The organism is Actinomyces sp. oral taxon 849 str. F0330 (assembly GCF_000239715.1).
Taxonomy (GTDB): domain Bacteria; phylum Actinomycetota; class Actinomycetes; order Actinomycetales; family Actinomycetaceae; genus Actinomyces; species Actinomyces johnsonii.
This window is the reverse complement of record NZ_JH470360.1, coordinates 4,560-24,364: the sequence shown is the minus strand read 5'-3', so window position 1 is coordinate 24,364 and position 19,805 is coordinate 4,560. Positions and strand designations below refer to the sequence as shown.

Below are 19,805 nucleotides of genomic sequence, written 5' to 3'. Positions count from 1 at the left end.
AACAGAGCATGCCGAAGCTTATTCACATCCCCTTCTCCCCCCATGAGGAGGTCCCCCCTGACCCGAAGCAGGAGGCAAGCCTGAACCGTAAGGTGGAGGAGAAGGCGCCCAAGTTGTTCAGGCGTGAGGAGCGCGGGCTCAATCGTCTGCTGAGTCTGAGTTATCCGTGGGATCGGGAGCCCGATGCGGGTGAGGTGCGGATGTTCCATGAGTTGGAGGGGGCGCTGCGTCGGGCGAGTTTCCGTGAGCGGGACAAGGCCAAGGTGGCCTTCGATCGTCCTCCGGGTCGGATGTCGGGGCGGGATATGGTCCAGCGCCGGGCTCAGATCCAGATGGGGCAGCTTCCCACGGCCAGGCCGTGGCGCAGGCAGGTTTACGCCCATACCCCCTCGCCGACCATCCACACCCTCATCATCACCGAGAGCCGCCGAAGTATGAACTGGGTTCGCAGACCCATCGAGGGGATCGTGTGGGCCGTGGCCCGTGCGGTGGGGGCCCTAGGCGGCAGGGCTGACGCCCTGACCACCGGAGGATGGGCGCTGACCGAGGCCGGGCGCATCCCCGACCGCGTCCCCCACATGAGCACGGAGAACTTCTCCGGCGACCTGCGTCTGGCGCTGCGGTTGGGGGTGGATCATCTGGGTCTGACCACCGCCAGGGGCGTGCGCTCCGTCTTCATCATCACCGACGGATGGGATAAGTATTCACCCTACGATCATTCGGCTATCTCCCGGGATCTGCGGGGGTTGTTGGAGGCCGGGATTCATATCACCTGGATCACCTTCCACCCCCAAGGAGGACAGGACCGTCAGGCCCCGCCTCCCACCGATCTGGATTGGCTGCCCCGGGGCGTGGCCCGCATGCCCATCACCGGCCAGCACCACGTCGTCCGTGACCTGGCCGCCGCCATCGGAGGTATCCTCACCCACCACACCACCAACCACCCAACCCCTCGGCCGGGGCCCTGGGGGAGTGACGTGCCTCGAAGGATCGGTTAAGACTCCTCGTCCCGTTACTCGTCGGTCGGGGCGGGGCATGCGCCTGTAGTGTGCCGATTATGAGCGCTGAAAGATCTGTCGCTGTCACGTCCAGATCCGTGCGCTCGTGGACACTTCTGCACGTGAGTGGTGAGCGGACGTGACCTCGATCTATCCCGTGAACCGGGACGGGGATACCGCTGAGATCCCCGTCGTGCCTCCTCCTGTCCATCCTGGTGCGCCCTCTTGGCGGCAGGAGCCCTATGAGTCCGAGCCGGTTCGGCGGATGCCATGGTCCTCAGGCGAGAGCCGAGAACTGGAGAAGAGTTCATCGGTGCGCCGCTGTTCACCACTGACGCGCCGTCGGGCCTTCACCACCTGCATCGGTTTCGTCTTCATCTCCCTGGTTCTGTTCCTCGGTGCCCGATGGGGGGAAAACCTGGGACTGTCTTATGGTGCGAGTCGTCTGGCCTGGCAGCTTCCCTTGGCGGGATGTCTGACCCTGGTCTTGCCGGCCCTGATCCGTATGCGCATCCCCATGGCCTGGTCCTTGCCCCTTGTCCTGGCCGCCGGAAGCGGTTGGACGGCGTGGGTGGCGTGGGACCACGCTGGCGAACCAGTCCCCAACACCTGCGGAGCGCTCGGAGAGCTGATCGGTACCTGCGACTTCACCGTCTATCCATGGTGGCTCGCCGTGCTGTTCATGTCCGTACTCACTCTCAAGTGTTTGTTGCTGTCCTGGAGCGTCTACGAGGACTCCATCACCGTGATCGAGGTCGACAGGAGCCATACGCGGTAGAAAGCGATGCCCTCCGCCTCGCTGTCCGCATATTCAAATCTAGAATGCACAGGAAATGATGGCTGATCATGTGTTGTCTGAAGCGGGTGCGGATGGTCCGTGAGGGTAGTCCTGTGCCCGAGTGTTCCGAGGAGCTCTGATGAAGGAAGTCTCTGAAGTTCGTCCGGAGAGGGGCGCAGGACGCCCCTCGGTGCACGGAAACCTGACCTGGCTGCTGTCCCAGGGACTAACTGTCAATCAGATCGCCTACAGCCTGGGCACCGATGACGAGACCATCCGGTGCGTCCTGGCCGACCCGGATACCCCGATGAGCCCCTCCACCCGGAGGCTCCTGAGTTCCTTGAGCTCCCACCAGGTCGCTCGGATCAACAATCTCGTCGCTGTTGACGACTTCAAGGAGCGTATTCAGCTCCTGACTCTGGACGGCTGTCTAGTGGAGGACATCGAGCGGACCCTCGATCTGCGGCCCGGCGCTCTGCGCACGCACCTGCCTGTGTGGGTGGATGTCACCACGGGGCCCGGGATGGCCTACGGCTTGACGATCGAGCAGGTCGACTCTCCCAGGGTCCCCGCGGCCCTGACCTGGGGACGCCTGCAATCTCTGGAGACCATGGGATGGGGCCGTACCGACGTCGAGGCCGTCATCGGTCCCGACCTGCCCGATGACGCCGAGGGGTTCATTGACCGAGGCGTGGCTCAGGACGTCGTCGTCTACTGGCGCTCCTACTCGAGCCGGCTCAACCCTTTGGGGACGGAACTGGCCCAGAGGCGTCGCTCTGAGGGCGTACGGGCTCCCGCCGACTGGGATCCGCCCGACGCTCTGCTGTGGTGGCCGCCCTCCGAGCTGCGCCACCTGCTGGATCTTGCTCCTGACGAGCTCGTCTGCGGCCCCTCCCCCGTCAGAAGGTGAGGCGGTCGCGGTTGCGACCCGTGTTGCAGTGAGACTCCGTCAAACGGGTGGAAGGTTGCCCGCGGGTCTCGAACCGACCCTGTAGACAGTCCTCTTCTCCTTGCGGAGCCCTGCAACGGCGATGGTGTGGATACAGTGCGGAGGTCACAACGTCACTCTCCCGATCGAAAACTAGGAGCTCTCCATGACGTTCGTTGGAATAGTTAGTGTGGTCTCTGGTGTCTTGGCCCTCATGGTGTGGGCCAAGACCAAGCGACCCGGCATGGCCATCGGTGTCATCATCGGTGGCGGCATCGTGATCGCGGCTAAGGACACGGCCGTGATGACGTCGGTGGGTACAGCCGTGGGAACGGTGATCACCAACGTCGCGAACGCTCTTCCCGGCCTCATGGGAGGCTGAGCCCGCTGGAGGTACAGGGCGAGTCCGTAACCGGCAATGGATACGGACCCGCCCTTCTTCCGATGAACGGGTGGGGAGGAACCAGCTCGACGAGCAGTCCGACGACGGATTCACCAGCGCTCGTCCCGTGGCGGCAGCGGATCCGGAAGGTGCAGGAGAATGGCTAAGGACGAGGACGGCGATGACCTCATGGCCCAGGGCCTGATCGGCATGTCCTATGACAGCGTGTTCGCGATCCGTAAGCGCGTGCGCAAGTTCGGTGACTTCACCATCCCCCTGCGCGGCGGTCTGACCTACGCCCAGCTGGGGACCGGCCTGATCACTTTGGTGGTCATGTTCTTCGTCTACGCCATTGTCGTCGCCCCCCTGTCGGTAGCCATGCGTCTGAGCCCCCTGAGCAACCTGGGACTCATGGCCTTCGTTCTCTTCGCTCCGCCAGTGATCGTGGCCCAGCGCATGATCGCACCCATGCCTCACGGCAAGACCATCGGCGGATACCTGCGCTCCCTGATGCGATTCACCTTCGACGACAAGGTCTACCGACGCGGGCGCCCCATCGACACCCCCACCACCCACCGCGAGGGTCCGATGCGCCACGACTGGATCGTGTGGGAACCCGCCGAGGAGTTCTCCGAGGAGTTCTCCACGGACCTGCTCCTGACCCGGGAGAGCATCGAGAGGCGGTTCACCGGGACCGTCACCGATCTGGCCTCCGCCCAGCAGAGCGTGTCCCGCCAGCACCTGGCCGACGAACGGGCCAGGGCCGAACGCGACGCCGTATCGGAGAAGGACGACTACGAGCTGCGCCATACCGACGCCTCGGGCGTCACCGGCCTGTAAGGCCCCGTCGAAGACCTGAAGCAAGAAGAAAGGCGCCTACGTTGTCCGCTACCGGTTTCCTGTCCACCGTCCTGTCACAGGCCACCCGACGGGCCCGGGCCCTCAAGGAGATCAGGAACGAGGACGACGCGCGCCTGGTATCCAAGAGTGATGCGGGCCCGTGCCGGCTGCCCATCGTCTTCAGCAACGACTCCTTCTTCCTGACCCGGGACGGGGCCTGGACCGGCATGAGGATCCCCACCAAGTCCTCAGGGTTCCTCTCGGCCCGAGCTCGCCAGGAGTACTACCGGTCAGCTCAGAAGGTCTTCGCCAAGGACTTGCCCAAGGAGAAGGAGAACGCCGGCCAGATCCTGGTGACCAACCGCGTGGTGTCCATGGACGAGTGGGAGACCCAGATCCTGGACCCGACGAGCAAATACAACCCGAACCTCACCTCCGGCTATCAGGCCTATGTGCGCGAGGCCCGCAGGAACATCGAGGCTTCCTCCTTCTCCCAACCTGAGACCTACCTCTTCGTGCGGCAGGGTTCCCGGGGCGGTACCGGGGTCACCAAGATCGTCAATCAGGTCGTCGATTTAGTCCTGGCCGGAGCGGGCATGGACGATTCCCAGCCCGACAAGGAGGAGGTCTCCTACTGGGAGCCCCAGGCCACCAACCTGCGCCGGACCCTGTCATCGACATGGCTCCAGGCCCAACCCGTCACCCGTCGCGAGCTGGAGTGGGTGGTGCGCCACCAGGACATGCCCGGACTACCGACCCCGGACGTGTCTCCCTCCGACGAGCAGGAGTGGGGCGCGGGGGCCTGGCGCACGGCCTTGTCGTCCTACACCGAGGAGATCCCCTTGGGGATCATCAACAGGAGGCGCTACTACGGCCTGCGCGTGGACGGCCCCACGGGTGCGGGAACCTCCTACGTCGCCTTCCTCCCCATCGCCTCCATCCCGCAGGCGGTGCGCTACGACGCGAACTGGCTGGATTTCGCCTCCAAGACGGACTTCCCCGTGGACATCAACCTCCATTTCGAGGTCATTGGCGCCGCCGCCGTCGAGCGCCAACTCGACAAGGCCACGGAGACTGCCGAGGCCCAGCTCGACGAGGCTGCCGACGTCGGTGCTCAGGACTCCGTGACCGCCACTCAGCACGCCCAGCTGGACCAGACCCGCACCCAGATGGCGATGAACAAGTCCCCGATGGTCTACTGGCAGGCGGTCATGTCCGTCTACGCCGATGACCGGGAGACCCTGCTGGACCGGATCTCTTCGCTCATCCAGCACTACAACGCCATCCACTTCGAGCTCGTCTGCCCCGACAAGGACCAGCGGGAGCTTTACTTCCAGTCCTTCCCCGGGGCTCCGGTAACCCTGGACGACTGGTTCCACCGCACCGACACCCAGTTCTTCGCGGCTTGCCAGCCCTGGCTGAGCCAGGCCATCGGCAACAGCGTTGACATCCCTGGCGACTACCAGGGCTACAGCCTGGAGGTCGACTCCTCCGGGAATCTTAAGCGCGGCCGGCCCTTCTTCTTCAACCTTTTCTCCGTGGTCGATGGACAGGGCAAGGCCCCTACCGAGGGCGTAGTCGCCTCCCCGGGAGCCGGTAAGAGACTTCCCCTGACCACCCCCGTCCTGCGCGAGGACGCGACTTGGGCCACAATGGGGGACCTGCGGGTCGGCGACCGCATCTGGTCGACCCACGGCCCCACCGCAGTCACCCGCCTGTCCCCCGTCAAGGAGGACGCCCCGGCCCTGCGCATGGTCTTCGATGACGGCACTACTCAGGTGTGCGACCCCGAGCACCGATGGACCTTCATGGGACCCGACGCGCCCTCCTGGCCCGTCCCAGACCAGAACGAGCCCGATGGCGCCCTGAGCGGCCTGCTGACGAGCAGTGACCCCGAGGACACCACCACGCCCGAGCAGCTGGCGACCCTGGTCGGGGACAGCCGGCGCGCAGAGGACTACATCAGGGCCTCGGAGCGCCTCCGCCCCGATGGATCGGGACGGTTCAGGATGCGGGATCTGTGCCGGGAGGTCCTGGAGGACCGCGGCGCGGACACCGGTGCCTGCGGGATCACCATCACCGCGCAGGAGGCCCGCACCCTTCTCGATGAGGGGCGCGCCCTGAGCCTGCCCCTGGCGGATCCGTTGACCCTGCCGGAGGCCGCGGTGCGGCCAGACGCTCTCGACGCTCCGACCCTGGCCCGGCTAGTCACCGCCGGCAGTGCCTCCTCGGCCGACGTGGAGTCGGCCCTCACGTGGCCGGAGTATGACCGCCGCCGCCTCTTAGAAGCGGTTTTGGGTGATCCTGAGGGCCTGGCTGCCGATGATGACGTCGTGGAGGCCCTGGCCACCCTTGCCGCCGCCACCGCCACCGGCGTGGTCACCTCCCCAGGGCGCATTCGCGCCACCGGCTCCACCAGCCGCCGCCTGGTCGCCATCGAGCCCGTCCCATCCGTGCCCATGCGATGCATTACGGTCGACTCCCCCGACCACCTCTACCTGGCGGGCACGCGGCTGCTACCCACCCACAACACCGTCTCCCGGGGACTCAAACCCGTCCACGAGGACGCCCTGCGCGGGGTCACGCAGTACGTGTGGGACCCCAAGGGAGACTTCCGCCCCCTGTTCAACAGCGCCAGAGAACTCATGCTCGACCCGGACAAGGTGCGCCTGATCGATCTGGGAGACCCCAAGGTCTCCATCTCCCTGGACGCCTTCACCGTCGCCGAGTACGACCCGGACAACCTCATCGACAGCCGCGAGTCCAGCGCCCGTGAGGTCTTGCGCTTGCTGGCCCGCGAGCAGACCAGCAACGAGAACCCCGCGGCGATCACCTACCGCGGAGTGATCGACCAGGCCGTCTCCGCGGTTATCGAGGCCGAGAAGACCACGCAGGTTGCCCCGACCATGCAAGGGATCCTGGCGGTACTGCGCGACTGGAGGGAGGAGATCAACCTTCCCCCCTTCCGGCGTGAGGAGAAGAAGGAGAACTTCATCGACGCCGTCGAGGACCTCCTTCGACAGTACGAGGCCATCGCCCGCGACTCCATGGGGCGTCTGCTGTTCCTCGATCCCAGCCAGGGAGGATCCCTGGACGTCGAGGAGGGCGTGCTGACCATCTTCGTGGCCATGAAGCTCAAGACCACCGACCCCGGTGAGGAGCAGACCCCCACTACCGTCGTCGGCGACACCATCGCCGCCATGATGGTGGACTACATCCGCTCCCTGCTGTCTCGGCTGCCCATTCCCGTGCAGAAGTCCGCCACCTTCGACGAGTGGCACGTCATCAAGCGCACCAAACGGGCCGACGCCCTGGTCGACTGGCTGCGGCGCATGGGCCGCTCGCGCCGTTGCGCCGTGCGGCAGATGTCCCAGTCCGCCAAGGACCTGTCCGCATCATCCCTGGCCTGCGTCTGGATCGGCTGGTCCACCGAAGAGACCGAGGCGGAGGCCTCCTGCGACCTACTGGGCATCGAGAAGACCACCGCGAACGTCGAGACGATCATGCACCTGAACAAGGGCGAGTTCATCTTCCGCGACGGATTCGGGCGCCTGGCCAGGGTCTTCGTCGACTTCTGGGACACCAGCGTTCTGGAGATCTTCCGGACCGAGGCCATGGCCCAGGCGGCCTGAGGGGGACGCGCCGCTGGTAGACCCCCGACTGGCGGCCGACCGGATGGTCAGCAGGGGGTGCGCAGATACACTCCCCGGCACACACATCAGGAGGAATCCAGTGGTCGCCACTCCCGCCCTCACGGTCCCCACCACCGCCTTGGGAGACCTGGTCCGCGCCCAGTACACCCCGCCGCGCAGCCGCCGCCTGACGACCAAGGCGGTTCGGATGATCGCGGTGCTGTCCATCATCCTGGTCGCCGCGGGAGCTATCGGCGCCACCACCGCTCACGCCTGGATCGTGAAAGACGCGGTATCGAAGATTGTCAACTTCTGCTCACCCAACGATGTGGTCACTCCGTCGAACTCCTTCGGCGGATTGGACGGGGCCTTCGGTCTGAACACATTCGCTGACGGTAACGTCGATGCTCAGAAGACCGTCCTCCCAGACGCACACGGGGGGTACGCAGATAAAAGTATCATTGATGCCAACTACTACCGGTATGGATTTTCGGCGCTCAAGCTGCATTCGTATGGGACCGGGTGCGGAAACCTCGTCGCTCGATATATTCCTGGACTGTACAATATCGCCCTGACGCTGTTCGTGTACATCCCCGTCGCACTAACCATGCTCATGGTCAATCTGGCTTTGGGATCCACCTTGGGGACATTTTTCTCGGCCTTAATGTCACCGCTATTCATTGCCCTGTCCCAGGTGATGAAGCCGATCGTGTCGATCCTGGCTCCCTTCGGCACTCTCTACGCCTTCGTCAAGTATCGAGAGAGGGTCGGCAAGGTAGCAGCCGCCGGCGTCTACGCCCTCGTTTGCGCGGGATTCGTATATTGGGGGGCCAACGGGAACTCGGGGGCCCTGCAGAAGATCGTCAACTCTTCCGACAAGATCGTCTCCGGAGCCGTCGGAACTGTGACCAGTCAGATTGCCGACAGCATGTTCCCCCCGGTCGCCTCCGCTTCCAAGGGGGACAACGGGACCAGTATCACTTATGGCCAAGCTAGCGGAGCTAAAAATAATAACTCCAAGCCAGCTATGGCCATCAATAACTCCCTGTGGAAAGGTATTCCTCTGGCCACCTGGTCGACGGCCCAGATGGGACCGGAGATGACTGAGTCTGCTGCCGCTGGGGGCGGTAATGCCAAAGATTGGCAGAATCGCCTTCTCAACGCCAACCATATCGGTATGTCCAGTAAGGACGCGGTTGACGGGGACGGTCTGATCATGCTGGCCGGGGTTGAGGCCTGGAACAGCCGTTCCTACGCTTTCGACGGTGGTGATACCAAGACGGATGCATGGACTGAGGGTTGGGACTCGAATGTTGACGGAGATGTCGTGGGTCAGAAGTCCAAAATCGCGTGGCAAGCTATTCCTCAACTGGCAGATGTCGGAGTTCTCTGTGGCGACAACATGGAGTCAAGCCAGAAAAAAGGATGGACTGGCGGGGGTACGTCCGACCTCCAGCAGAATAAGTGGATGTTCAATGGTTCATGCACTCCCAGCGATTCTAATGCCGCCTGGATAGACTATTACAAGGGAACTAGCTGGCCCGAAACCGGCAGTATTATTATGACCGGTGCCATGGGGGCGATCCTGGTAATGATCGTGTGCCTGCCCGTAGCCTTCTACGTTGCCCTGCAAAAGGCTCTGATGTACTGGCTGCTTATCTTCTCGGTGGTCTTCATCGGTATCGCCTCTTTTGGTGACGAGAAGAGGCAGAGATTCGCCAAGGCCTACTTCGGGGAGTTCTTCTCCTCGGTCATGAAGCAGGTCGGTGCCGTCGCCGCCCTGGTGATCCTGTCCTACATGGTGGCCTCGATCATCATGTCCTCCGGAATCCCGGCGATCATCAAGCCGATGATGATTCTCATCCTGGGGTCCTCCCTGTGGCTGCTAGCACTCATAGCCCGTAAGATCGCCAAGGCCGCCATCGCTGGGGACGCCTCTATCGTCCATAGCACCGCCAGGGCTCCCGTGACCGCGGCCAAGACTGCGGCCCTGGCTGGTGCGGCTGTGGCTACAGGCGGCGCGGCCTTGGGCTACGCAGCTACCGGAGCGACCGGCATGCAGGCCGTTGCCGCAGGAGCGAAGGTCGCCAAGGGGGCAATCGCCGCCAGTGGAGGCTTGAAGGGGGCCGCCCTCAAGAGTGCCAAGACGATCCTGACCAACCCCTCGGCCCGCGGCCAACTCCCCAATCTTTTGCCTGGCAGGATGGGACAAATAGCCAGCAAAGCGCTTAGCGCATCCGATCTGGTCTCCTCGGCAATGAAGCCCCCTTCCAAGGAGGACAAGGAGCGCATGGCCAAAGATCCTATCGCTCAGACGGCCAACTACCTGTATGAATCGGCGCAAGGGCCGGGACGCAAGCCGACTCCTCTGGGCCCTCGTGCCACCGGTAAGCAGCACCGGGCTCTAGGGCGCACTCCCACCACCGACCAGAAGACTCTGCGGGAGCATGGCCAGGCCATTGGGTATCCGAGCTCCGATCGGACGATCGGTACTGCTGTATCTTCTCACTCGGTGCAGTCCCCCGTGAACAATCAAAGGAGCAATGAAGTCACCGGCGAGATCGTCAAGGACACGGCTGCGCAGATCGTCCGCGACAGTAAGGGCAGAATCGGCATGCCTCAAGCCACGCAGATAGCCCAGGGGCGTTTCGATCAGTCCGATAATCAAGTTCTGACTGGCTTGTCCACCACTGAGTCTGTGGCGCCGGACTCAGCATTCATGAATGATCCCGAGAATAGGGCTGCCATTGCAGCTATTAGTGGCGGAGATGTTAATAACGTTCCGGCGGCGGCGGCCACGGCTTTCCGAGCCAAGGAAGCGGAGGCGCAATGGAAAGAGATGGTTGGTTCCTCCCATGAAATGTCCTCAAGCTTCCAGAGTGATCTGGTCGCTGCTCATGGGAGTGAAGGAAATAGTGTGGCAATGGCTGCGCATACTTCGGCAAGAGAGGCTGTAAGTAATCCGGAGGCATTCGTCGGAAAAATTTTTGAGTCTGGTGTGTATAGTGATGGTGAGAATGTTCTGGCGAATATTGATGTTCGCCACCCTGCTTCCGCTGCTATGCAGACCGCTCTTGGGGCGGCAACCGCAGGAGACACTGAAGGATATGAAAACGCACTTAGCCAAGTGTCAGCCGCAGTTAAACAGTATGGTGTTCCTTCGGCTGTGTCCGGGATGCATGCCAAGGAGGGGAGTGATTTGGCGGCCAGGTCGGCGGATACATTCATAGATGCTGCCTCTATGGCAGCCACATGGCAACCACCAGAGAACCCTGCTGAATGGGGTGACTATCGCACGATGATGAAGACTATGGAGGCATCCTTGTCTCAGGATGCCCAGGAATCCTCTTCGGGTAAGGCCCTGCACAACTTGAATAGAATCCTGGATAACCCTGCCTCCACCATCGACGACATCCGTGTTGCCGGAGGGACATTGGTGAGCACTGTCAACATCGAAATGTCCCCTGACAGCCCGCAAAGTAAGTCCTTCGAGGCCGCCGGAGCTTCGCGCAACGCCCGTGCCAATGATGCCTTCACGGCCGCCGACTACGCTTCCTTACCTGATTTCAAGGACCTCAAGGGCGGGTTCGGCGACCTGTAAGGAAGGAGGAGCCCCGTGGAGATCAAGCCCACCTCGACTACGCGCACCCACCGCGGCAAACGGCTTGTGCGCAGTTTGACCCTCGCCGGGGCACTGACCGTGGTGGCCTCTCTGACCATGCTCAACGCCACTGCGTCCAGGACCAGCGCCTCGAACGTGACGGTCACGGCCGACGGCACCCAGATGGCGCTGATGACCGAGCCGCCGCAGGACGGCACCACCGTCCAGCGGGAGGCCTGGAGGGAATCGGTGCTGGCCGACCCCAATGTCCTGGGGGACAACGCCCCCGGAACCGTCGCCCAGTCCTCCGACTCCCGGCACATCTTTCTGCGCGCCAAAGACAGCGATGACCCGGGCAGTGTCACTGACACCGCCTCATCCTCCCCCACCGCTACCTCGCAGGAGGAGGGCCAGGACCGGCCCCTCAGCGACAAGGAGAAGGATGCCATCGCCGCCGCCGAGAAGGTCATCAAACCCATCGCCGAGCAGGTGGCCCCCATCTACGCCACCTACTCGGTCAGTAGTGGGCAGGCAGCCTGGGTGGAATCCGTCTCCACGGCGGTGACCAAGAGCGGAGCGTTGATGGGCCCCAACCTCAAGACCTCCCTGGAGGCCGGGGCGAGTGAGACCTGGCCCGCCGTGCAGTCCGCCCACGTGACCTCCACCGCCCGGGTCTACCCTGGGCGGGCCCCGGCTGTATGGGTGTCCCCGGACCTATCGGGAGCCCGAGTGGTGGTTCCGGTTCAGCAGACGGTCAGCATGGACGGCGTCCCCAAACGCGTCGTCTACCCCATGGTGACCATTAACCTCGCGCCCAATGAGGACGGATCCTCCTGGCAGGTGGTCTCCCTGTCTTCCCGCTGAAAGCCCCGCATATCTCCGCGATAGGAAGGAGGGGCTACCGTGCCCGCACGCACAGCCCCCGCTCCCAGACGGCAGATGAGCCGTCCGACGCTGCTGGCCGCCCGCACCCTTATCCGGGTTCGGCGCCTGTGGAGCGCCGTCTCCACGATCCTGACGACCATGGCATGGATGGTCTCCCTCATACCCGCCTGGGCCCCCCTGTGCGCCTACCCCAATATGCAGGACATCGGTATGATCGCGGGAATATCCACCGGCCTGCTCGCTTCGGTGTCAGCTGCCTACTTCCCCACCCGCACCCCCGCCTGGCGCACCATCGCCTGGGCCTGGTTGGCCAGCATTCTCTGCGGTGCCGTCACCCTGCTCGCCACCCTTCACGGGATGCTCCAGTACGCTCCCTGGCCCACCCTGGCCGCCGTTGGAGCCGCCTTCCTAGTCGTCGCCGCCCGCACCCATTCCACGGCCCGCACCCTTGCGGGACTGGCCCGAGATCTGTGGTGGATGCGTTGAAATCTGTGTTGAGACCTGGGATCCCCTTGCGTCGCCCGGTCGCCTCCGCCCTGCGGGCATGGAGACTCACCATGATCGGTGTGGGGGTACTTGTTGTTATTTTCCTCATCGCCTGCGCCGCTACCCTGATGGTCCTGCGCCACCAGGCTGGACGTCAGGAGAAGGAGTTCAGCGCCTCCCACCGCAGCACCGACGTGGCCGACTCCCTGACCTGGGCCGTGGGCTGCCTGAACGACGCTGCTAAGAGCCACTGCAGCCCCGAGGACGTCACCAAAGCAGGTCAGGAGCTCCAGACCCTGACCCCCTCCACTGCATTGAGCGTCGACGGGCGCACGCAGACCCCCTCGCCGACCGACTTGCCCACAGCCCTCAAGGAGATCGGTACCCAGATGCCCACTGCCTGGAAGCCCACCGACACCGGCGTCGGCGCCACCCTGGACGGAGCTCGCTGGGAGATGACAGTCGAGGACAACAGGATCACGGCCATCACCGTTACCACCCAGGGCGTCTCGAAGTGATCTCCCCCGCCACCCTGGCCCACGTGCGCCAGGCTGGGTTGTCCCTGCGCACCTGGCGCGACCAGACCCTCGCCTCCGCCCTGGACCCCGGTTACAGTCCGAAATCCCACCGCAGGTCCCTGTGGATCGCTTGGGGTGTCATGGCCGCCGCCGGTACTGTGGGCGCGATCCTGGCCGGGGCGTGGTGGGCTCCCCCGGTCGCCGTCACGGCGACGGTTGGGGAATGGTGGATCGCCCACCGTACTGCACGCCCCCGCCTGGTGGATGATCCACCGTGGTGGGGGCCGGCTGCTCTGGCCTGCGCCTCCTGGTGGGGGCTGGCCGCCACGGTGTGCGCCATCGCCTGCGGCGCAGTCATGGACATCTGGCTGCGGACCTGGCGCCACACCTCCATGCGGGCCGCCATCGCCGCCGCCACCGCCGCCTGCGCCCTGGCCGCAGGGACACTGGCCGTGTGCGTCCTCACTGCCGTCTGGGCCGCCTACCTGGCCTGGTGCGTCCAGCGGCTCAGAGGAGCCCACCCGCGCAAGGCCAACACCCCTCCGCCTCCGGATCTTCCCCTGCGGGCCGCCCTGCGCTGGGAACGGGCGACCACCCGCCGCGGGAACGGGCGGGCCGAGCCGATGCGCACCACCCTGGCCAAGGTCGTGGGAGCCGACTCTCCCACTGCCAGGCAGGTCGCCATCAAGCAGGAGGGCCTGGCCGCCGAGCTGGCCTCGGGGGTGGCCCTGGCCCATCTGCCCCGGGGGTACAGGGTCATGCACGACCTGGCCCTGCCCGGAGCCCGCACCGCCAACATCGACCACCTCGTCATCGGTCCCACCGGGATCGTCGTCGTGGATACCAAGGTCTACGGAGGTCCCACCAATCCCGTTGGCGTGGGATACCTTCACGGCCGCTTCGCCGCACAGGACTCCCGTGGGGGCCTGCGCGACCTCACCGAATCCATCATCCAGATCCTGTGGGCCGCCCGAGCCGTTTCCCAGGCACTGGGAGGACTGCCCGCGCGCGCCGTGATGCTCATCCACCATGCCGATGTCCAACCCGGCCTGGTCGCAGCCGACCAGGACGACCAGAACGTCACCATCACCCTGACCGACCCCGATCACCTCGACGACGCCGTCACCGCCTCCCCCACCACACTGAGCGATCCCTGGGACAAGGAGCAGATCGGGGAGGTCTGCGGCCACGCCCACCAGATCCTTACCGCCGCGGACGGCAGGGAGGTCATCGACCTGCCCACCACCGGACCGGGACGCCCCCTGTCCGGGGAGATCCAGCCCTCGCCCGTGGTCCTATGTCCCACCCGCTTCTCCCTTCCTGTAGACCCCCGCTCCCCCACTCCGCCGCCGGAGCGGTGAGTCCCACCGACTACCCTGCTGATCAGGCCACCCGGAAGGAAAACCGAAGGACCCCTGATGCCCCGTACTATGCCCCGCCTGGGCCTCAACGCCACATCCGAGCAGGCCCAGGAGACTGCCGCGGAGGCGCTCGATGCTCAGGCGGTCGCCAAGGAGACTGCCGCCTACCAGGGGAACCTCGCCATCGATACGGCCGCCGCTCAGAGCACCTCCCGCAGGTCCTTCGAAGCCCACGCCCTCATTCCGCGCACCATCACCGACAACGTCTCGCCCAGGACCCGCTCCTCCTTCAAAGAGGCCCACCAGGTGCGATCGGCGTCTGGATACTCCCGGCGCGCGCGATCAGCCGATCGCAATCGCACTTTCGAACGCGCCTCCATGGCGCGCAGCAAATCTTTAGCCGCTCTTCGCGACGAGGGATCCCGGGAAATCACGATCGGGATGCTCAACACCCACCTGCGCCATGCGGATGGAGACTCCCGCCGGATGCCCAAGAACCTCCAGCGCCGCCAGCAAGATATCGACCTGACCATTCGCGTCGCAGAGCGCGCCAACACCCGCGAGCACACCGTCTACGTCGCAGCAGACCTGACCGGGATGCCGGGAAAGACCCCGAGGCAGAAGATCGCCAAGGCCCGGAAGATGATCCAACAGGATAAGGGCGCCTACGCCGTCCAGGGATACATGGTCGGATCACTGGACATGGGAGAAGTCGTCAACGAGGACAACGACTCCGAGGTCATCTTGGAGATCAAGACCGCCTCCGGTGTCTACCTGGGAGGCTCCGATTCCAAAGGCTCCGATGCCACCCACCTCATCTCCCGCAACCGCTATCTCCTGCCCGTATCCGTCCAGGAGAACGTTCCCTATCGGCGAGCCGATGGCACCACCGCGACCCGTACCGTCATCCAGATGCAGGACGTGACCCCCGACGTATGGGCTGCCACCAAGGACACCACCACCTGAAAGCCGCTACGAGGAAGGACCAAGGACAATGAGCAGCAAGGCAAGACGCATCGTCAACCCCTATACCGGAGAGCTCCTGCCCGAGGGCTACTACATGGAGGAGCACCGCATCGTCGCCCCCGACGGCTTCGCCTATCCCCGTAACGCCACGACGGACCAGGAGGACTACTGGCGCGAGGCCGACGCCGCCGCGGCCAGGGACATGAGAGAGCTGGCCAAGCCCTACGCCTCCCGTGAGGAGATGCTCGCCGACCTGCACCGCGACCCGCCCAAGGGCTACACCCGGTTCATGGCCTCCGGAGGAAAGGTCAGGCCCCAACAAGTCGCCGGTACCGTCGTCGAGCTGCCGGGCCTGGACATCAAGTCCATCCGTGCCAAGCGGGCCGCCCTGCCCGACCAGGACACCGCCGAGTCCACCCCGACAGATCCCGTCACTCCCCCCGACATCATCCCCTGATTCCCGTATCGACTATCTCTCCGCCGTACCCCGAACCGATTCTGCCCTGAGGACGCCCGACTCATGCTGACCCGACGCGCACTCCTGACGGCCGCGACCGCGGCCGGGATCGCCCTGACCGGGTGCACGAAAACCGCAAAAGGCTCGGGAAAGACCACACCTACACCCGCCGCTCCCCTGGCGACCCTCACCTCCGCTCCCGCCTGGCATGTCGACCTGGCCGGCGCCCGCATTACCGACTACCACCCGAGATTGGGGACCCTGGCCATCACCCCCGCCAAGGAGTCCGCGACTCTGACCGCCGTGTCGCCCGACGGGACTGACGGGTGGCGCACCACCCTGACCACCACCGATCCCGCCTCGGTGGACCTGGCCTGGATCGCCGCGGGCACAGCCGACTTGATCGCCGCCTTCGATAAGTCAGCCACCACCCTGACCATCTGGGACGCCACCAGTACCAGCCCGCGCCTGAGCGAAACCGTCACCGATGCCCGCCTGGGGGCCACCGGGCTACTGGCCATCGCCGCCGACGGAACACTCAGGACCTTGACCCTCACCGGAGGCACCGTCCCCTACCTGACCCCCTTGCAGTCCCTCGGCACCCCCCTGGCGGCCACCACCACCGGCCACTACCTCCTCCTCAACGAGTCCGGCGCCCTGACACTCGATGGCCACCTCCTGCCCGACTGCGGACAGGGAACACCGAAGGCGGTCACCCTGACCCAGTCCATCGCGGCAGCATCCTGGCCCTCCCTCACCGTCGCCTGGACCACGTCGGCGACCACGGTCGCCAAGGTAACCGCCGACGTCAAGACCCCACAGCGCCGCCCCGTCACCGGGGGGACATGGAGCACGTGGGGAGCCGCGGCCTGGATCTACCAGGGCAAGACCGTCACCGTCACAGACCCGGTCGCGGCCATCCTCGACGGGGCCGCCTACCAGACTGCTGCCAAGGGCTCAGCCGTCATCGACCTGGATTCCGGAGCCACCGTTACCAGCGGCGCCATCACCCCTGTCGGGACCCCCAACACCCAAAACCGTCTCATCACCTTCGATGGCGCCTCGCTGGCTTCCTGGCCCCTCCGGAAGGCGTCCTCGCCGACATCGACCAGTGCGCAGGAGACAACGTGAGCAAGACCCAGATCTCCCACGTTATCGACAGTGGCAAGGGCAAGATCGGCGGCCTGATTATCCTGGCCCTGGCCCTGCTCCTGACCCCCATCCTCATCATCACCGTCGCCGGGGTCGCGGTCATCGGCGCCGCCGGAGTCGGCGGCATGCAAAGTGCCCAGATGGAGAACAATGAGGAAATGGGCGGCAATGCCGATGGCAACTGCCCCACCACCGTCTCGGGCCAGACCGGCTCCTCGAGCGCGGGAACCTCCACCGACCAGGACATCAACAACAACGTCCGCACCATCATCGGGGTCGGGAAAGGCCTGGGGATCAGCGATGTCGGCATCAAGATCGCCCTAGTCACCGCCCAGAAGGAATCCAGCCTGCGCAACCTCGCCAATGACGGTGTCCACGGATCGGAGGACAACGGCGGGCAGTGGCCGGCCGAAGGCGCCGATCACTACCTCAACATCGCCAAGAAGTCAATGGACAAGCCCAACGGCGGCAAGGGGAGCGATCACGACTCCGTCGGCATCTTCCAACAGCGAGTGGCCTACTGGTGGCCCGGCTCCTACGACGACACCGACAAACTCATCACCACGATGATGAACCCTCAGTACCAGGCCACTGTCTTCTTCATCGGCATCCACGGCGACGGCGGTCTCAAGGGCAAGACCGACGTGTGGAACGCCCACGGCTCTCTCAGCGGCAGCGAGGTCAACTCCGCCGTCCAGGCTGTTCAAGGGGCGGCAGCTGGAACCGTTGATAAGGCGCAGGAATTCTGGGGACAGGCCGAGGCCTACTACAACGCCAACGCCGATGCCCCAACCATCAACATGACCCCCGAGCTCACCTCCCTCATCGGCTCCTCGGGAAATGGTGCGGGTGGGGGTGGCGGCTCCGGATCCGGCAGTGGTTCCGGTCAGCAATCCAACTGCGGTAAGTCAGGGGGCCACTCCGTAGGAAACGCCACCGGAATCGCCAAGAAGATCCTGGAGAACGCCTACGCCCAGGACCACCTTCCCTATCAGTGGGGCGGTGGAGACACGAACGGACCCACTACAGGAACCAACAAGTGGCCCGGCGTTAGCGGTTTCGACTGCTCCGGCCTCGTCCTCTACTCCGTCTACCACGCCACCGACGGCCAGGTCTCCCTGCCCCACTTCTCGGGAGCCCAGGAGGACTACTACAAGAGCCAGGGTTGGGTCTACACCTCCGGTGGAGGCACCGAGGTCCCGCCACAGGCCCAACCCGGCGATATCGTCTTCTTTGGCAGTGAGCACGTCGCCATCTATGCCGGAGAGGTCGACGGCGCCCCCAAGTATTTCCAGGCCTCGTGGAACAATGGTCCGGCCGAGCAGGAGAAGGACATCGGTTTCGGGGCCGTCGGCCGCGCGTGGACCTCCTGGGGGCGCACCGGCGGACTCACCGGCTGACCCGACACACGAGGAAGAGCCTATGAATATCCGGAACACTCGCTCCATGGCCGTAGCACTGCTTCTGGTTCTGACCGCCGCCTGCTCGGCATGCACCTCCACCCGCACTGCGGCACCGACCGCCCTACCCACCGGCCAGTCCCCCACTGCCACCGCAGCCACTCAGGCCGTCGGTTCCCAGGAGACGGCCAGCGCCACCGCTCCGACACCGACTCCCAGTGAGCCATCCTTGAAGGAATGGGCCTCCAGTGCGGCTACCGGAGTCGGACCCGCTCAGGGGAACGGGGCCACCTCTCTTCCCGTTCCCGACGAAGCCATCGCGGCCGTCACCGGTTACCTCAACGTCGACGCCAACAAAGACTCCACCACCCAGACCGACGTCGACGCCTGGATCGAGCAGATGAAGGCCTACTCGGTCGAGGACTACTCCGCCGCCTCCCGCAGGAACACCTCCGCGGGTGCCGCCTGGAACGACGCCCACGCCAAGGGCGCCTCTCTGGCCGCCAAAGTCACCATTGACAAGTGCACCCGACCACCGGGTTGGGGGGACGAGTCCATGGTCCTGGCCTGCACCACCACCACCACCGTCACCAACACGTCCGGCAATTCCCTCAGCGAGACCTCCCTGCCACCCTCCTGGAAGAACAGGAGAACCACCATGCAGTACGAGATGACTCAGGACGGCGGAACCTGGAAAGTCAAGACGGTATCCGTTGCCTCAGCCGGTTAAAGCTTTTTCTCGAAGGACGCAGGGTATTGCAATATGTCAATATCATGGTTGCTTCACATGATGAAACCATCATGTGAAGCAACCATGAATGGATCGGTGATCGACTTACGAGAACTGTCCGGACGTAGACGGGGTTGGGTGGTTGGTGGTGTGGTGGGTGAGGGTGCCTCCGATGGCGGCGGCCAGGTCACGGGCGACGTGGTGCTGGCCGGTGATGGGTCTGCGAACCCAGTTCATACTTCGGCGGCTCTCGGTGATGATGAGGGTGTGGATGGTCGGCGAGGGGGTATGGGCGTAAACCTGCCTGCGCCACGGCCTGGCCGTGGGAAGCTGCCCCATCTGGATCTGAGCCCGGCGCTGGACCATATCCCGCCCCGACATCCGACCCGGAGGACGATCGAAGGCCACCTTGGCCTTGTCCCGCTCACGGAAACTCGCCCGACGCAGCGCCCCCTCCAACTCATGGAACATCCGCACCTCACCCGCACTGGGCTCCCGATCCCACGGATAACTCAGACTCAGCAGACGATTGAGCCCGCGCTCCTCACGCCTGAACAACTTGGGCGCCTTCTCCTCCACCTTACGGTTCAGGCTTGCCTCCTGCTTCGGGTCAGGGGGGACCTCCTCATGGGGGGAGAAGGGGATGTGAATAAGCTTCGGCATGCTCTGTTGGGCTTGTTGGGTGAGTTGT

General features: G+C 64.6%; 17 protein-coding genes. 16 read left to right on the top strand and 1 reads right to left on the bottom strand.

Translation table 11 applies throughout. The annotated features are described in order from the left end of the window. From HMPREF0975_RS13075 to HMPREF0975_RS13000, 16 genes are all read left to right on the top strand, one after another. The coding region (locus HMPREF0975_RS13075) for a hypothetical protein (RefSeq protein WP_009234677.1) at positions 1-998 on the top strand (998 nt) is incomplete at its 5' end. A gap of 265 nt (positions 999-1,263) precedes the next feature. After that, positions 1,264-1,776, top strand: a complete 513-nt coding sequence (locus HMPREF0975_RS13070) for a hypothetical protein (protein ID WP_034472018.1) — start codon at positions 1,264-1,266, stop codon at positions 1,774-1,776. Between the two features lie 139 nt (positions 1,777-1,915). Then, on the top strand, positions 1,916-2,686 hold the full coding sequence (locus HMPREF0975_RS13065; protein ID WP_009234675.1) for a hypothetical protein: 771 nt from the start codon (positions 1,916-1,918) through the stop codon (positions 2,684-2,686). A gap of 184 nt (positions 2,687-2,870) precedes the next feature. Continuing rightward, on the top strand, positions 2,871-3,086 hold the full coding sequence (locus tag HMPREF0975_RS13060; RefSeq protein ID WP_009234674.1) for a hypothetical protein: 216 nt from the start codon (positions 2,871-2,873) through the stop codon (positions 3,084-3,086). Positions 3,087-3,245: 159 nt separating this feature from the next. Beyond that, positions 3,246-3,926, top strand: coding sequence for a TcpE family conjugal transfer membrane protein (locus HMPREF0975_RS13055; protein ID WP_009234673.1), 681 nt, complete (start codon positions 3,246-3,248; stop codon positions 3,924-3,926). A gap of 41 nt (positions 3,927-3,967) precedes the next feature. Then, on the top strand, positions 3,968-7,558 hold the full coding sequence (locus HMPREF0975_RS13050) for an ATP-binding protein (protein WP_009234672.1): 3,591 nt from the start codon (positions 3,968-3,970) through the stop codon (positions 7,556-7,558). A gap of 208 nt (positions 7,559-7,766) precedes the next feature. Further along, the gene (locus HMPREF0975_RS13045; protein ID WP_156808309.1) at positions 7,767-11,159 is read left to right on the top strand and encodes a hypothetical protein; all 3,393 of its coding nucleotides are present in this window, start codon (positions 7,767-7,769) and stop codon (positions 11,157-11,159) included. A 15-nt stretch (positions 11,160-11,174) separates the two neighbouring features. Then, the gene (locus HMPREF0975_RS13040; protein WP_009234670.1) at positions 11,175-12,023 is read left to right on the top strand and encodes a hypothetical protein; all 849 of its coding nucleotides are present in this window, start codon (positions 11,175-11,177) and stop codon (positions 12,021-12,023) included. A 39-nt stretch (positions 12,024-12,062) separates the two neighbouring features. Further along, entirely contained in the window at positions 12,063-12,530 is a 468-nt protein-coding gene (locus tag HMPREF0975_RS13035; RefSeq protein ID WP_009234669.1) for a hypothetical protein, read from the top strand. 80 nt (positions 12,531-12,610) lie between these two features. Beyond that, a complete protein-coding gene (locus tag HMPREF0975_RS13030) occupies positions 12,611-13,048 on the top strand; it encodes a hypothetical protein (RefSeq protein ID WP_156808308.1) in 438 nt (145 codons plus the stop codon). Then, the gene (locus HMPREF0975_RS13025) at positions 13,045-14,409 is read left to right on the top strand and encodes a nuclease-related domain-containing protein (RefSeq protein ID WP_009234667.1); all 1,365 of its coding nucleotides are present in this window, start codon (positions 13,045-13,047) and stop codon (positions 14,407-14,409) included. Before HMPREF0975_RS13030 ends, HMPREF0975_RS13025 begins: the two co-directional genes overlap by 4 nt. A gap of 57 nt (positions 14,410-14,466) precedes the next feature. Next, positions 14,467-15,375 carry a hypothetical protein gene (locus HMPREF0975_RS13020; RefSeq protein ID WP_009234666.1) on the top strand — a complete coding sequence of 303 codons (909 nt, stop codon included), beginning with the start codon at positions 14,467-14,469 and terminating at the stop codon, positions 15,373-15,375. Positions 15,376-15,403: 28 nt separating this feature from the next. Further along, positions 15,404-15,832 (top strand): hypothetical protein, encoded by a 429-nt coding sequence (locus HMPREF0975_RS13015; RefSeq protein WP_009234665.1) that lies wholly within the window; start codon positions 15,404-15,406, stop codon positions 15,830-15,832. Between the two features lie 63 nt (positions 15,833-15,895). Beyond that, entirely contained in the window at positions 15,896-16,963 is a 1,068-nt protein-coding gene (locus HMPREF0975_RS13010; protein WP_009234664.1) for a hypothetical protein, read from the top strand. Beyond that, positions 16,960-18,384 (top strand): NlpC/P60 family protein, encoded by a 1,425-nt coding sequence (locus HMPREF0975_RS16890; RefSeq protein WP_009234663.1) that lies wholly within the window; start codon positions 16,960-16,962, stop codon positions 18,382-18,384. Before HMPREF0975_RS13010 ends, HMPREF0975_RS16890 begins: the two co-directional genes overlap by 4 nt. 22 nt (positions 18,385-18,406) lie before the next feature. Next, a complete protein-coding gene (locus HMPREF0975_RS13000; RefSeq protein WP_009234662.1) occupies positions 18,407-19,114 on the top strand; it encodes a hypothetical protein in 708 nt (235 codons plus the stop codon). A 105-nt stretch (positions 19,115-19,219) separates the two neighbouring features. Here HMPREF0975_RS13000 and HMPREF0975_RS12995 read toward each other — a convergent pair. Then, positions 19,220-19,805, bottom strand: a 586-nt coding sequence (locus HMPREF0975_RS12995) for a hypothetical protein (RefSeq protein WP_009234661.1), incomplete at its 5' end; no start/stop codon positions are given.

Excerpts from the sequence above, each read along its gene's own strand:
- HMPREF0975_RS13020 (WP_009234666.1), top strand. The coding sequence starts at position 14,467 with ATGCCCCGTACTATGCCCCGCCTGGGCCTCAACGCCACATCCGAGCAG.
- HMPREF0975_RS13045 (WP_156808309.1), top strand. The coding sequence starts at position 7,767 with ATGATCGCGGTGCTGTCCATCATCCTGGTCGCCGCGGGAGCTATCGGC.
- HMPREF0975_RS13055 (WP_009234673.1), top strand. The coding sequence starts at position 3,246 with ATGGCTAAGGACGAGGACGGCGATGACCTCATGGCCCAGGGCCTGATC.
- HMPREF0975_RS13070 (WP_034472018.1), top strand. The coding sequence starts at position 1,264 with ATGCCATGGTCCTCAGGCGAGAGCCGAGAACTGGAGAAGAGTTCATCG.
- HMPREF0975_RS13010 (WP_009234664.1), top strand. The coding sequence starts at position 15,896 with ATGCTGACCCGACGCGCACTCCTGACGGCCGCGACCGCGGCCGGGATC.
- HMPREF0975_RS13000 (WP_009234662.1), top strand. The coding sequence starts at position 18,407 with ATGAATATCCGGAACACTCGCTCCATGGCCGTAGCACTGCTTCTGGTT.
- HMPREF0975_RS13065 (WP_009234675.1), top strand. The coding sequence starts at position 1,916 with ATGAAGGAAGTCTCTGAAGTTCGTCCGGAGAGGGGCGCAGGACGCCCC.
- HMPREF0975_RS13015 (WP_009234665.1), top strand. The coding sequence starts at position 15,404 with ATGAGCAGCAAGGCAAGACGCATCGTCAACCCCTATACCGGAGAGCTC.
- HMPREF0975_RS13060 (WP_009234674.1), top strand. The coding sequence starts at position 2,871 with ATGACGTTCGTTGGAATAGTTAGTGTGGTCTCTGGTGTCTTGGCCCTC.